We start from the raw sequence: 14,283 nt of genomic DNA on the forward strand, positions 1-14,283 counted from the left end.
TTTCATTCAACATTTTTAACAAATTTATATGACTGATAATCAATAAAATCATCAACATATAAATCAAAAGATTTTACTTTTCCTTCTGCAAAATAAAATTGAAATACTTTTTTGCCGTAAGTTGGATCTGAATATGTACAGAAAAATCTTCCGTTATCAATATATTCAAGCTTACCAGTTAATTTGGAATGATGTTCTAATTTAAGTTCAAGTGTGTTTTCAATTATGGTTATTGTGGCAAAACCATATTCTTCATTTTTATATTCACCCTCAAATTCCGCTAAATCAATTTCCGGTTTAATATTCATTTTTACAGAATCTTGAATTTCTTTTAATCTTTTTTGTGTTTTAATTCTATCCTTCAATCCTTCAGCATAATAAGTTGAATCATAATTCCTGTATGGAAGATTTAAAAATGCGTCAAGAATTTCCCAACGCAGCGAATAGAAAAGAGCATTTTGGTCATTGTTGGTTAGTACAACAATTCCAAGTTTTTCTTCCGGCATTAATGTTACAGAAGTTAAAAATCCGTTTACTCCGCCTGTGTGAGAAATAATTTCTCTTCCTTCATAATCTTGAAATTCCCATCCCATTCCATATAATGCAAAATGTGTTTTATTATAAGGGTGTTTTACTCTTCTCTCAATTGTTAATGGCTGTCTTGTTTTTTGAATTACAGAAAAAGGAATTATTTTTTCTCCGCTAAATTTTCCGCTATCAAGCTGTGCAAGTACCCAATGACTCATATCATTCATTGATGATCCGATACTTCCAGCCGGAGCAAGATTATCAATATTTTGAAAATCCAATAAACTCATTTTATTATTAACAAATGAATGGGGTTTTGCAATATTCGTACAATTTTTAAATTCTTGAGAATATGCAACCGTATTTTCCATTTGCAATGGTTGGAAAATTTTATTCTTTAAAAATTCTCCCCAAGTTTGATTTGAAATTTTTTCTATCACTTTTCCGGCAATTGCATATCCGGCATTGGTGTAACCGTATTTTGTTCTAAAATTATATTTTGGGGTTAACAATCCAAATTTTTCTATAACTTCATCGCTTGTCAAATCTGAAGTCCAATAGATAAAATCACCTTGAAATGTTTCCATTCCCATTCGGTGAGAAACAATATCTTGCAAATTTAGTTCATTGTTTATCCATTTATCTTTCATTTTAAAATCTGGAAGAAATTTAATTACCTTATCATCAAGTTTTAATTTTTGTTCGTGTTCAAGCAATGCCAAAGCAGTACCGGTAAATGCTTTAGTGTTTGAGCCAATCATGAACAAAGTATTTTCATCAATTTTATTTTGTGTTCCTAATTCAGTTACACCAAACCCTTTCTCGAAAACAACCTTTCCATCTTTTACAATTAAAACAGCAACTCCGGGAATTTCCCAATTTTGCATTCCCCTTTCTATGTAATTATCTAAACTATCTGAAATAAATTTTGGAAGTGACTGTGCGTTAATGTTATAAATAAAAAATAATAGAAATGAAATGACTAATTGATACTTTTTCATTTTAAATTCCTCTAAGGTTACTTGCAAAAATATGGATATTTTTTTCATTGATAATATTAAATTTTCTCATTTCATAACAATTTAAATTTCCCATATTGATTATTAGTTTCTCAAAATAAATTTCCTTAATCGATAATTTCTACAAGTAATATTTACATACTAATATTATATCAACTGAAATTTATCAATTCAAATGAGTTTTTAGTTTGGTTTAATTTTTGCAATAAATAATGAAAAATAAAGTTGAGGCTTTGATGAAGAATTTTTTACTTAAGTATTTTGCACTTTTCTTAACATTAACAAATTATTCTTTCGCTCAAGGAATTATTGCGAATCACAATTGCACAGATATTAATCAAATTCCGGAATCAGCAATCATTGAAGCAAAAAGTAAACTACATATTGCATACGGACACACTTCTCACGGAAGCCAAATAATTTCCGGCATGGAAAATTTGGATGAATTTATGAATGGAAATGGATTGTATAATATTCATGATGGAATTGAATCCGGCGCTTTGGATATTGATGATTATTTTGTAGATGGAGATTTGGGAAACCCCGATCGTACAACTTGGGCACAACGAACAAGAACTTATCTAAACAATTCACAAAATTCTGAAGTAAATATTGTTATGTGGTCTTGGTGTGGACAAGTAAGTTCGGCTTCTGAGGGAGATATAAATACTTATTTAAATTTGATGACACAGCTTGAAAATGATTTCCCAAATGTAAAATTTGTATATATGACCGGACATCTCGATGGCTCTGGTTTGGAAGGAAATTTACATTTGCGAAATGAACAAATCAGAAATTATTGTGTAACAAATAATAAAATTCTTTTTGATTTTTCAGATATTGAAAGTTATGATCCCGATGGAAATTATTTTGGTGATAAATATCCAAATGATAATTGTGATTATGACAGTGACGGTAACGGTTCTCAAGATGCAAATTGGGCAATCGAATGGCAAAATTCCCACACAGAAAATGTTGATTGGTACAATTGTTCAGCAGCTCATTCACAAGCTTTAAATGGAAATCAAAAAGCTTACGCAGCTTGGTGGCTTTGGGCAAAACTTTCCGGATGGAATGAAACAACTTCAACAAAAAATCAAAACAAGAGCGTTTCATATAAATTAGAAACTAATTACCCGAATCCCTTTAATCCCTCGACAAATATAAATTTCAGTATTGCGAAAAACGAAAATGTACGAATTGACGTTTTTAATTCACTCGGCCAGTTTGTAAAAACTTTGTTAAATGAAAATCTATCACAAGGAAATTATTCAGTTACTTGGAATGGTGAAAATTTTGAGAATAAAAAAGTTTCTTCCGGAATTTATATTTACAAATTGCAATCCGGAATTTTCTCGCAATCTAAAATGATGGTTCTTCAAAAATAATTTCTTCATATTCCCCAATTCATTAAGAGTTGGGGATTTTTTCATTTCATAATACATTTCTCATTAATTAAAAATTGAAATAAAAAAATAATAACCATATTTTCGTACCAACTTATTTACATCTTTGGAAACGTAATGAAAATTTATCCTCAAAAAACAATTTTTATATTATCAATTTTTCTTTCAATAATTTCAAGCAATTCTACATTTTCAATAAATGATGATTCACTTTTCTTTGCGCAAAATTACGATAAACAAGAAATCACAATTAAAATGAGAGATGGAATAAATTTATTTACCGCAATTTATTTGCCAAAAAATAAAACTGAAAAGCAGCCAATAATTATTTGGCGCTCACCGTATAGCTGTCAGCCATATGGTAAGCAGAATTATTTTACTCGAAGTTTGAATACTTTTCTTCACTTTATAAAAAATAATTACATTATTGTAATTCAAGATGTCCGTGGAAGATTCATGTCGGAAGGGAATTTTGTTGATATGCGACCACATATTCCGAATAAAATGAATAATTCGCAAGTTGATGAAAGCTCCGATGCCTATGATACAATTGAATGGCTTGTAAAAAACGTTGAAAACAATAACGGTAATGTTGGAGTTTGGGGAATTTCTTATCCCGGTTTTTATGCGGCGATGGCAGCAATTGATGCACATCCAAATTTAAAAGCTGTTTCTCCGCAAGCACCAATTGCCGATTGGTTTATTGCAGATGATATGCATCATTACGGAGCTTTATCATTAACAATGACTTTTAATTTTTTCAATCAATTTGGAGTTACAAGAAATGAATTAACAAAAATTTGGCCAGATGGAGTAAATTTTAATTCACCAGATGCTTACAATTTTTACCTAAAATTAGGTTCACTAAAAAATATAAATAAGTTGTATTTCAAAAATAATATTGCTTTTTGGGATAGTGTTATTTCTCATCCAAATTATGATTTTTATTGGCAAGAAAAAAATACACTTCCTCATTTCAATAATATTAAACCGGCAATTCTAACTGTAGGCGGCTGGTTTGATGGAGAAGACCTTTACGGTGCAATAAATACCTATCAATCAATTGAAAGAAAAAATTCTAAAATAGATAATAATTTAGTATTAGGTCCTTGGCCTCACGGAGGTTGGACGCGAACTGATGGTAATAAATTTGGTGATATAAATTTAAATTCCAATACAAGTAAATTTTACGTTGATAGCATTGAACTTCCATTTTTTAATTATTATTTGAAGAATGAAGGGAAATTAAATTTAGCAGAAGCATATATTTTTGAAACCGGGAAAAATATCTGGAATAAATTTGATCAATATCCTCCGCAAAATATTGCTGAAATAAATCTTTACCTAAATTCGGAAAATGCAATTACATTTTCTTATCCTCAAAATTCCAAAATTATTTTTGATGAATATATAAGTGATCCGAATAAACCCGTTCCGTATACTTCTAAATTTATTGATGCAAAAGATTATTATTACAAAGAATATTTAAATGAAGATCAGCGCTTTGCTTCTACACGACAAGATGTTTTGGTTTATGAAACTGAAATATTGCAAAATGATTTTAGTATTGTTGGACCAATTGAAACTGAGCTCTTTGTTTCTACTTCCGGTACTGATTCTGATTGGATTGTAAAAGTAATCGACGTATTTCCGGATTCAACAAAAGATATAAAAATTGGTGATACTGAAATTGAAATGGGCGGATATCAAATGTTGGTTCGCGGTGAAATACTTAGAGGAAAATATCGAAATAGTTTGGAATTCCCCGAACCGTTTAGCCCAAATGAAATTACAAAAGTGAAAATATATTTAAATGATGCTTGTCATACATTTAAAAAAGGTCATAAAATTATGATCCAAATACAAAGTAGTTGGTTTCCACTATTTGATAGAAATCCGCAAAAGTTTATAGATATTTACAATGCCGATGAAAGTGATTTTCAAAAAGCAACGCAAAGAATTTATTTTAGTAAAAATTATCCATCGAAAATAAAATTGAATAAACTTATTACAGAAAATTAAAATGAAAAAAATGGGAAATATTTTACCGGAGATAATTGAAATAAGAAGACAGCTTCATAAAAATCCCGAATTATCTTTTAAAGAATTTAACACAACAAAATTAATTGATGAAAAATTAAATTCATGGGGATTAAAATTTAATAGATTTTTCAACTTAGAGACTGGTGGATACTGCGATATAGGAGAAGGAGAAATTATTGCATTCCGTTCTGATATTGATGCATTGCCAATTACAGAAGATTCATCTCACGAAATTTGTTCAGAAATTTCCGGAGTAATGCACGCTTGCGGTCATGATTTTCATACCGCAATTGGTTTGGGTTTACTGAAATATTTTAATGAAAATAAAAATGAACTAAAACATAAACTTCGTGTAATTTTTCAACCGGCAGAAGAAGCTGCTCCCGGTGGAGCTGAGTTTGTTGTTAAAGAAAATATTTTGGAAAATGTAAAATCTATTTTTGCAATTCATGTTGATCCAATGTTGGAAGTGGGAAAATTTAATATTGTTGATGGACCGGTTCAAGCTTCATCTACTTCTATTAAAATTGAATTTTTGGGTCCGGGTGGTCATACTTCCAAACCTTCTGAAACTATTGATTTAATTAACGCTTCGGCTTATTACATTACACAAATTCAAAGTTATATTCAGCAAAATATTGATTCGAGAGAAACTGTAGCTTTTGCATTTGGAACAATTTCCGGCGGCTCTACTCACAATATTATTCCTCAACAAATTTTGTTAAGAGGAACTTTACGCACACATAATAATAAAGTTTTAAACAAATGTATTTCTTTAATGAATTCATTTACAAAATCTTTTGCCGAACTTTACAAAATAAAAATTGAAATAAATTTTCCAACAAATTGTCCAGCAACAATTAATGATTCTGCTTTAACAAAAAAATTTATTGAATTTATGAAAATTTCAAGAAACGTTGAGAAATTAATTCTCGATGCTAAACCTTCGATGGGAGCTGATGATTTTGCGTTTTATGGATTACAAGTTCCAAGTTTATATTTGCAAGTAGGTGCAAAAGGAAGCGGAACCTTACACAGCAAAGATTTAATATTGAATGAAGATTTAATCCAACCTTCATTGGAAGCAATGATTGGATTTATAAATTTATTTTAATTTTTAGACTAACTCTTTTTCAATAACTCTGTTATGAAAATTTTTATTACTGATGTAACTTTTGTGCAAGAAATTATTATCAGAATAGATATTCTTACCTTCTAATTTGAATTGTGAAATAAGTTCTTGCAAATTAACCGTCAAACGATTTAAATCCTCAGATGCCTTAGCAATTTGTTCAATTCCGCTTGCACTTTCTTGAGTTACACTACTAATTGAAGTTATGTTTTTACTTATTTGATCTGAAGTAGCAGACTGTTCCTCGCTTGCGGCTGCAACTTGATTAACAATATCTTCCACTTGTTGAGTTCCAGTAATAATTTCTTCTAAAGATTTCCCAGCTTTTTCAACTAGTTCTTTTCCTTTAATAACTTCATTTGTGCCCTGTTGCATTGTGTTTACTGCATCCATTGTATCTTTCTGAATTTGTTTAATCATTTCGGCAATTTCTTCTGTTGCTTTTGTTGTTCTTTCAGCAAGTTTTCTTACTTCATCCGCTACAACTGCAAAACCTCTTCCTTGCTCGCCAGCTCTTGCTGCTTCAATTGCTGCATTTAAAGCAAGTAAATTTGTTTGATCTGCTATATCATTAATAACTTGTACAATTTCTCCAATTTGATCACTGCTTTTTCCTAATGTATGCACTTTTTCAGCACTATGATTCACAACTTCCGATATTTTTTCCATTCCCATTATTGTTTCAGTAACAACTTTTCCTCCTTCTTTTGCAGATTTTCCAGCATTTTTGCTTGCTTGGCTAGCTTGAGTTGTATTCTGTGATGTTTCATAAATGGTTTTCGCCATTTGTTCAACCGCTGCTGCTACTTCACTTGCTTGCGATGATTGCTCTTGTGCCCCAGCTGCCATTTCTTCACTACTTGCAGAAATTTGTGCGCTGGCACTTGCAGTTGCATCTACTGCTTGAGCAACATTTAAAAGTGCCGAATTGAATGAATCTGCTAAATTATTAATACTGGTTTTAATCTTTAAAAAATCTCCTTTATATTCACCAATCATTCTTGATCGCAGATCACCGGATGAAATTTCTTCTAACACTTTACCAGATTCATTTATTGGTTTTACTACTGAATCTAATGTTTGATTAATTCCCAAAACAATTTCTTTAAACGCTCCATTGAATTTTTGTGCATTTCCTCTTATTGATAAATCTCCATTAACCGCTGCATTATTTAGAAATAATGATTCAGAAACTAATTCTTTTAAATTTTCAACCATTTGTGACATGCTAATAGAAAGTACATCCTTCTCAGATTTAACATTAACATCGATCGAAATATCACCATTAGAAATTTTATCCATTACTTCTGATTGTGTTTTGATATTTTTAATCATATTACTGAAAGCCTTTTCAAGTTCACCGATTTCATCTTTTGTATTTGCATTAATATTAACATCAATATTACCAACACTTAATTTTTCAGCAGTATTAATTAAAATACTTATGGGATTTTTAATTGATTTCATTATCAAAAATGAAAATATTGATAAAAGAATAACTGAAGTAATTACAATAATTATTGTGCTAAGTATATTATTTTGAAAGATTGATTCTCCATTATTATATTCCTCTTTAGCTACAAGTAATTGTAAATCAATTAACTCTCCAATTTTTTCTGTAATTGGATCAATTACTTGATAAAGTTCAATTGTTGTGTATTCTACCAATAAATCTCTATTTCCCGATTCAATTATTTGGATAACTTTATCAATACTTTGATCTGCTTTTACAAATAGTTTTTCTGCTTCTTGAACCAAAATTTTTTCTTCTTTTGTTAAAAAAGTTGATCTATAGTTTTCCCATTCTTGCGTAATAATTTTTTTTGCATTAACAATACTTTTTAAGCCATTTTGTTGAGTAAAATTATTATTTCTTATTTTATGTGTAGCATCAACAATATTTACAGCATACATATCAGAAATTAGTTTTAATTGTTTTAAAGGAATAACTCTATCATTGTAAACAGTTTTTAATGAATTATTATTTTTATAAAGACTCATAATTCCTAATAAGCTTATAACTAAAACCATCAAAATCGAAATAGTCATTAATAAAAACAATTTTTTGCTAATATTTAAATTTTTGAGCATTACTTTGTCCATATTTTATGAATAACATTGTAGGCTTTTTCCTACAAGAGCATCGGATAATTTTCGAAATTGTTGAATTGATTTGTTATTTTTTTGTTGGATGGATTAATTAAGCAAATATCCGGGTATAAGATGAAGTATAAAATCACACCGTAAATTTTCAAAAAGTATGGAAAATGCACCTTATTTGAATATTTTGGATTTCTATAGAATTGGAATTTTGCAACTTTTGGATTAAGTTATTCAACTAATTTTGCAATTCTATCAAATCTTACTGAGCTTAATAATTTCAATGGTTGAGAAAATGGTATATCAGAATTCCACGACCAGAAAATAATCATTGGAGTTCCAACAATATTTTCTCTCGGTACAAATCCCCAAAATCTACTATCTAAACTGTTATCTCTATTATCTCCCATCATAAAATAATAATCGTTTTTCAAAGTATATTCATTCGTTTCAAATCCATTAATAAAAATTTCTCCGTTATTTATTTGAACAACTTCACTTCCAAATTCTCTATTTATAATCATTTTCCAATCGTAAATATTTTCTAAGGTTAAATTAATTTTATCTCCTTTTTGCGGAATTACAAGCGGACCATAATTATCCTCATTCCAATTTTTTGAAGTCGGAAAAATTCTAGAATTTTTATTTCCTAATTTTTGAATTGATTGATTTTGATATAGTATATTTGAAGGAATTGGTGATTGTTTTCCATTTACAAAAACCAATTTGTTTCTAATTTCCAAAGTATCACCTGGTAATGCTAAACATCTTTTAACCCAAAATTCAACTTTATCATCAACTAATTGAGTTTGGTCGCCGGGAAATCTAAACACAATTATTTCATTTCTTTTTGGTTCTCTCAAAGCTGGAAGTCTAAAGTGCGGAAGTTCAATATTTGTAAACGGAATATAGCTTGGAGTAGATGCACCAAAAATAAATTTATTTATAAATAATCTATCACCCACCAAAATTGTCTTTTCCATTGATGGAGTTGGAACAATTGAGCCTTCAATTAATGCTGAGGTAACAAAAATAAAGACAATTGCTGTAAGAAATAAACTCTTTACTTCTCTGGAAATTCGATTCAATAATTTCACTTTTTTAATTTCTTTTTTCATTTAAATTCCTATTTTTAACTTCAGAATAGACGTGTAAAATTCTAATTGGTTTTCAAATTTAATTTAAACTAATATTTGTACAAACTTTATAGTTGATTCGTTTCAAAAAAAAGAAAGGAAATTTTATGTACGAATTAAAAACAAAGCTTAATGATGCAAATGTTGAAAATTTTCTAAATAAAATTGAAGATGCTGATAAAAAAAATCTCTCATTAAAAGTTCTTGACTTAATGAAAAAAGTTACAAAGGAAGAACCCAAAATGTGGGGAACGAGTATTATTGGTTTTGGCTCGTATCATTATAAATATAAAACCGGCCATGAAGGAGATATGTGTTTGGTTGGGTTTTCTCCGCGGAAACAAAATGTAACTTTATATTTAACCTATGATGTTTCACAATATGGAAAAATTTTAGAAAAACTTGGAAAAGTAAAGACCGGGAAAAGTTGTTTATATGTTAAAAAAGAAGAAGATATTGATTTTAAAGTTTTGGAAGATTTAATTTCTAAAGCTTATGATTATATGAAAAATATGAAATGGGATTAATTTTTATAAAAAAAGGATGCAATTTTTGCATCCTTTTTTAAAGAAATTTATAAACTTATTTTGTTCTGGCAAATTCGATTCTTCTATTTTTAGCTTTATTTTCTTTTGTGTCATTTTCAACAATTGGCTTTGCAGAACCGTATCCAACAGCAGTTAATCTTTCAGCACTGATTCCGTTACTAATTAACCAATCTTTTACTGCATCTGCTCTTTGTTGGGATAATTTTTGATTACTTTTTGCATTTCCAACATTATCTGTATGTCCGCTTATTTCAACGGAAATATCTTCATAAGTTGTTAATGTTTTCAGCGCTTTTTGCAATGTTGATTCAGATTCCGGAGTAATTGTTGATTTTCCGGTTTCAAAAGTAATTCCCTCTAAAACCATTGCAACACCAACTTTTACAACATCATCATCCGGATTTAGTGGATTTGTTCCTCTTTTTACTTCCGCATTATCATCTACAGTTCCGTCATCTGTATCTTTCTTAAATGGATTTGATTTGTATTTTATAACTTCATCTCCGTCAGACAATCCATCTCCATCTGTATCAGCTTTTAACGGATCGGTTTTATGTTTGGTAACTTCTTCGCCATCTTTTAAATCATCAGAATCAGTATCTGATTTCATTGGATTAGTTTTATATTTTAATAATTCATCAGAATCATTTAATCCATCACCGTCTGTATCAGCTTTTAAAGGATCAGTTTTGTGAACATTAATTTCATCTGAATCTTTTAATCCATCACCATCTGTATCTGCTTTGTTTGGATCAGTTTTATAATTATTCACTTCATCGCCATCGCTTAATCCATCGCCATCAGAATCAGCAGCTTTGGGATCAGTTTTGGTTTTAAGAAATTCTACACCATCGGATAATCCATCTCCATCTGTATCTGCAATTTCCGGATTTGTACCAAGTTCTTCTTCTTGTTCGTCAGTTAATCCATCTCCGTCTGTATCTCTATTCGGATCACTGGCAGTTACTGTTAATCCAATTGTAAATGTGAAAAATCCATCATTATTATCATTGTTAACAACTGCTTCCAAATTATCTTTAAGTGCCATATAGTAGCCAGCTGTAGTTTCAAACGCAACATTTTTTAACAATCTGAATTGAAAACCAAGTCCAACTGGAATTATACCCATCCATCCATCCAAATCTTCTCCAGCAGTTGCATTATCTGGAATATGCTCAAGTTCATATCTCATATAACCGGCGCCACCGTATATATAATAATCAAAATCATCAACAGAATATGGGAAAAGTAAAAATCTTAATTCAAGCGGATGAACAACGGTTTGGTAATCTGTGCCTGATACTTTTCCAACACCAAGTCCTAATTCTGTTCCAACATAATCTGATAAACCATATCTTAAAAACGCTCTTCCTAAATGATGTGCATTTTCGCGATTGTTAAAATCGGATTGTCCAATAGTTCCCCCATAACTTACTCCTCCTCCTAAACCCGGTTTGTTTAGCTGAGAATAAACCGGATTTACTATCACAATTGTTAAAATTGCAACAAAGAGTACAAACAGTTTTGATTTCATAACCCTTCCTTTTTTTGTGAATGAAATGTTTTAAAATTTTTCTTCAATTATTTGAGATGCAAATTTCAGTTTCAAAAAAAAATATTACAAAAAAATCATTTATAAAATAAAATTTACTGATATTTTTTTCAAAGTTAAACAATATTTAATTTTATTAATATCATAACACTATTTTAATACAAAAATATTACAATAATAAAACTAACAACTTGGATTTAATAAATTAGGATAAGTTATCTATTTTTGCTTGATTTAACCAAATATATTTAATAAAAAATTCTATTAAGATTTTTGATAAGAATTACATTAAGAAAATTTTATGCATGAAATTTCAAAATATTGTATATTTTTTATACTAATGACTGCGGAGATGAATTTTTACACAATTTATTCTTGTCTGCCGAACTTTTTTTTACGATAATTTCCTATATGAATTTTATAAATATTTATATTGCCACCACAAACAAACTTTCAAGATTTGAAAGTTTACATAGTATGCCACCGCGCCCCATTTAGGGGGAATAATTTTACATATCGTCAATTTAATTAATTCAAAAAATTTCAAAGGGAAGAAATGATTTCGGTCGGTATCATTGGTGGTTCCGGTTACACGGGAAAATATATTGTAAAGTTTTGTAGCCAACATCCAAATATTGGGGAATTCAATATTTATGCAAATAAAAGTGCATCTCAAACAATTCATGATGTTTTTCCGGATTTAGTTGGTGAAGTTGACAATCAAATTATAAAAAGTATTGAGAATTTGGATTTAACCCATGATGTTTACTTTTTCGCATTGCCTCATGGAGAATCTTTTAAATATATTCCAAATTTGATTATTGCGAATAAAAAAGTTATTGATCTTGGTGCAGATTATAGATTAGATAATGCAGATTTATTTCTACAAACTTACGGATTGGAACACTCTTCTTCGGAATTACTTAATTCAAAAATTTATGGTCTCGCTGATATTTTTGATAATTATACAACAAATTTAATTGCAAATCCCGGATGTTACCCAACTGCCGCTTTGCTTTCATCTATTCCATTAGTTAAAAATTTCGGAAATGATATTTTAAGTATTTCAACAATTTCTTACTCCGGATTAAGTGGAGCCGGAAAAAAAGCTTCTACCGATTTGCTCTTTGCAGAAAATTACAACAGCGTTAAAGCTTATAATGTTGGAACTCACAGACACGAAGTTGAAATTGAACAAGAACTGAAAAAATTTAATTCCAATATTGAATATTCTTTAACAACACATTTGTTACCAGTTTTTAGCGGAATTTATTCAACTACAATTTTTCATCTTAGTTCAAAAATTCAGCAAAATGAAATTGATGAAATTTTTACAAATCAATATCAAGAAAAAGAATTTGTAAGATTGAGAAAAACTCCACCCGAATTAAAATGGGTTATTGGTACAAATTATTGCGATATAAATGTTAAAGTTGCAAAAAGTAAAATAATTGCAACCGCTGCAATTGATAATTTAATTAAAGGAGCTTCCGGTCAAGCAGTTCAAAATATGAATAAAATTTTCGGCTGGAAAGAATCATTGGGAATAAAAAGTTTTAAGGAAGAATTTGAAAATGTCTAACTCATCAATTACCGAAGTGGAAACAAAAATATCTTATATTGAAAATGGCTCGGTTACTTCCGCAAAAGGATTTCAAGCATCTGGAATTCATTGCGGATTAAAAAAGAAAAATAAAGATTTAGCATTAATTTATTCTGAAGTCTCCGCAGTTTCTGCCGGAGTTTACACTTTGAATAAAGCTGCTGCGGCACCGGTAACAATTTCGAAAAATATTACTGATAACAATTCAACGGTTAAAGCAATTATTTGCAATTCCGGAAACGCAAATGCTTGCACCGGAGTTGACGGACATTTAGATGCGTTAACTGTTCAAAAAAGTTGTGCAGAAATTTTAGGTGTAAATCAAAATGAAGTTTTGGTAAGTTCAACCGGCGTAATTGGTTTAAAACTTAATGTTGATGCAATTAAAAATTCACTTCAACAATTAAAAGAAAATTTAAATTATGATGGAGGATTACTAGCAGCTGAAGCAATTATGACAACAGATTTGTCAAAGAAAAATTTTGCCGTAAAAGTTGAACTTTCCAAAGGTGAAATCATAATTGGCGGAATTGCAAAAGGCAGTGGAATGATTATGCCGAATATGGCAACAATGTTGGGATTTGTTACAACTGATGCAAAAATTTCGAAATCATTATTGCAATCTGCATTAACGGAATCCGTAAATGATTCTTATAACAAAATTTCTGTCGATGGCGAAACAAGCACAAACGATATGGTTTTATTATTGGCAAACGGAATGAGCAATGTTGAAATTTTAGAAAATACCGAAGATTACCAATTATTTGTTTCAGCGTTAAAAGATTTATCAATCAAAATGGCTAAATCAATTGTTGCAGATGGAGAAGGTGCAACAAAATTTATTACACTAAATATTACAAATGCGCCAACAGATAAAGATGCAAATATAATTGCGAAAGCAATCGCAAATTCTCCTCTTGTTAAAACTGCAATAAATGGCGGTGATCCAAATTGGGGAAGAGTTATTTCTGCAGCAAGCAGTTCCGGCGCAAATATTCAACCGGAAAAAGTAACTCTCTATTTTGATGATCTAATTTTAATGTCTCCAAATTATAAAATCAATGATGTAGAAAAAGAAGCAGCAAAAATTTTAGAGAATAAAGAAATTACAATTACTCTTGATTTAAATGACGGTAATGCAAACACAACTTGGTGGACTTGCGACTACTCCGAACAATATATTAAAATTAACGCTCACTACAGAACTTAAGAGAAA

The 14,283-nt window shown here is 29.8% G+C and carries 10 protein-coding genes; 6 read left to right on the forward strand and 4 right to left on the reverse strand.

What is annotated here, in order from left to right; genetic code table 11:
• Positions 1 to 2: 2 nt before the first annotated feature.
• On the reverse strand, positions 3 to 1,529 hold the full coding sequence (locus tag IPM32_01300; GenBank protein MBK8943881.1) for a serine hydrolase: 1,527 nt from the start codon (positions 1,527 to 1,529) through the stop codon (positions 3 to 5).
• A gap of 254 nt (positions 1,530 to 1,783) precedes the next feature.
• Here IPM32_01300 and IPM32_01305 point away from each other — a divergent pair, with 254 nt between their 5' ends.
• From IPM32_01305 to IPM32_01315, 3 genes are all read left to right on the forward strand, one after another.
• Positions 1,784 to 2,935, forward strand: a complete 1,152-nt coding sequence (locus tag IPM32_01305) for a T9SS type A sorting domain-containing protein (GenBank protein MBK8943882.1) — start codon at positions 1,784 to 1,786, stop codon at positions 2,933 to 2,935.
• A 135-nt stretch (positions 2,936 to 3,070) separates the two neighbouring features.
• Positions 3,071 to 4,975, forward strand: coding sequence for a CocE/NonD family hydrolase (locus IPM32_01310; GenBank protein MBK8943883.1), 1,905 nt, complete (start codon positions 3,071 to 3,073; stop codon positions 4,973 to 4,975).
• A gap of 1 nt (position 4,976) precedes the next feature.
• Positions 4,977 to 6,110, forward strand: coding sequence for an amidohydrolase (locus tag IPM32_01315; protein MBK8943884.1), 1,134 nt, complete (start codon positions 4,977 to 4,979; stop codon positions 6,108 to 6,110).
• 3 nt (positions 6,111 to 6,113) lie between these two features.
• On the opposite strand, the gene IPM32_01320 is transcribed toward IPM32_01315, so the two are convergent.
• Positions 6,114 to 8,219: a methyl-accepting chemotaxis protein gene (locus IPM32_01320; protein MBK8943885.1), complete on the reverse strand. Its 2,106-nt coding sequence runs from the start codon at positions 8,217 to 8,219 to the stop codon at positions 6,114 to 6,116.
• A 239-nt stretch (positions 8,220 to 8,458) separates the two neighbouring features.
• Complete coding sequence (gene lepB, locus IPM32_01325; protein ID MBK8943886.1) at positions 8,459 to 9,346, reverse strand: signal peptidase I; 888 nt, start codon at positions 9,344 to 9,346, stop codon at positions 8,459 to 8,461.
• 125 nt (positions 9,347 to 9,471) lie between these two features.
• Between lepB and IPM32_01330 the strand changes: the two genes are divergently transcribed.
• Complete coding sequence (locus IPM32_01330) at positions 9,472 to 9,891, forward strand: DUF1801 domain-containing protein (protein MBK8943887.1); 420 nt, start codon at positions 9,472 to 9,474, stop codon at positions 9,889 to 9,891.
• 55 nt (positions 9,892 to 9,946) lie between these two features.
• Here the strand turns inward: IPM32_01330 and IPM32_01335 are convergent, their stop codons facing one another.
• Positions 9,947 to 11,446, reverse strand: a complete 1,500-nt coding sequence (locus IPM32_01335) for an OmpA family protein (GenBank protein MBK8943888.1) — start codon at positions 11,444 to 11,446, stop codon at positions 9,947 to 9,949.
• 574 nt (positions 11,447 to 12,020) lie between these two features.
• Between IPM32_01335 and IPM32_01340 the strand changes: the two genes are divergently transcribed.
• Positions 12,021 to 13,046, forward strand: coding sequence for an N-acetyl-gamma-glutamyl-phosphate reductase (locus tag IPM32_01340; GenBank protein MBK8943889.1), 1,026 nt, complete (start codon positions 12,021 to 12,023; stop codon positions 13,044 to 13,046).
• The gene (gene argJ, locus IPM32_01345) at positions 13,039 to 14,277 is read left to right on the forward strand and encodes a bifunctional glutamate N-acetyltransferase/amino-acid acetyltransferase ArgJ (GenBank protein MBK8943890.1); all 1,239 of its coding nucleotides are present in this window, start codon (positions 13,039 to 13,041) and stop codon (positions 14,275 to 14,277) included. Before IPM32_01340 ends, argJ begins: the two co-directional genes overlap by 8 nt.
• Positions 14,278 to 14,283: the final 6 nt, after the last annotated feature.

It is taken from the genome of Ignavibacteriota bacterium (assembly GCA_016716225.1).
Classification (GTDB): domain Bacteria; phylum Bacteroidota; class Ignavibacteria; order Ignavibacteriales; family Melioribacteraceae.

Coding starts and splice junctions, on each gene's coding strand:
- IPM32_01310 (MBK8943883.1), top strand. CDS start 3,071: ATGAAAATTTATCCTCAAAAAACAATTTTTATATTATCAATTTTTCTT.
- IPM32_01315 (MBK8943884.1), top strand. CDS start 4,977: ATGAAAAAAATGGGAAATATTTTACCGGAGATAATTGAAATAAGAAGA.
- IPM32_01340 (MBK8943889.1), top strand. CDS start 12,021: ATGATTTCGGTCGGTATCATTGGTGGTTCCGGTTACACGGGAAAATAT.
- IPM32_01305 (MBK8943882.1), top strand. CDS start 1,784: ATGAAGAATTTTTTACTTAAGTATTTTGCACTTTTCTTAACATTAACA.
- argJ (MBK8943890.1), top strand. CDS start 13,039: ATGTCTAACTCATCAATTACCGAAGTGGAAACAAAAATATCTTATATT.
- lepB (MBK8943886.1), bottom strand. CDS start 9,346: ATGAAAAAAGAAATTAAAAAAGTGAAATTATTGAATCGAATTTCCAGA.
- IPM32_01320 (MBK8943885.1), bottom strand. CDS start 8,219: ATGCTCAAAAATTTAAATATTAGCAAAAAATTGTTTTTATTAATGACT.
- IPM32_01330 (MBK8943887.1), top strand. CDS start 9,472: ATGTACGAATTAAAAACAAAGCTTAATGATGCAAATGTTGAAAATTTT.
- IPM32_01335 (MBK8943888.1), bottom strand. CDS start 11,446: ATGAAATCAAAACTGTTTGTACTCTTTGTTGCAATTTTAACAATTGTG.
- IPM32_01300 (MBK8943881.1), bottom strand. CDS start 1,529: ATGAAAAAGTATCAATTAGTCATTTCATTTCTATTATTTTTTATTTAT.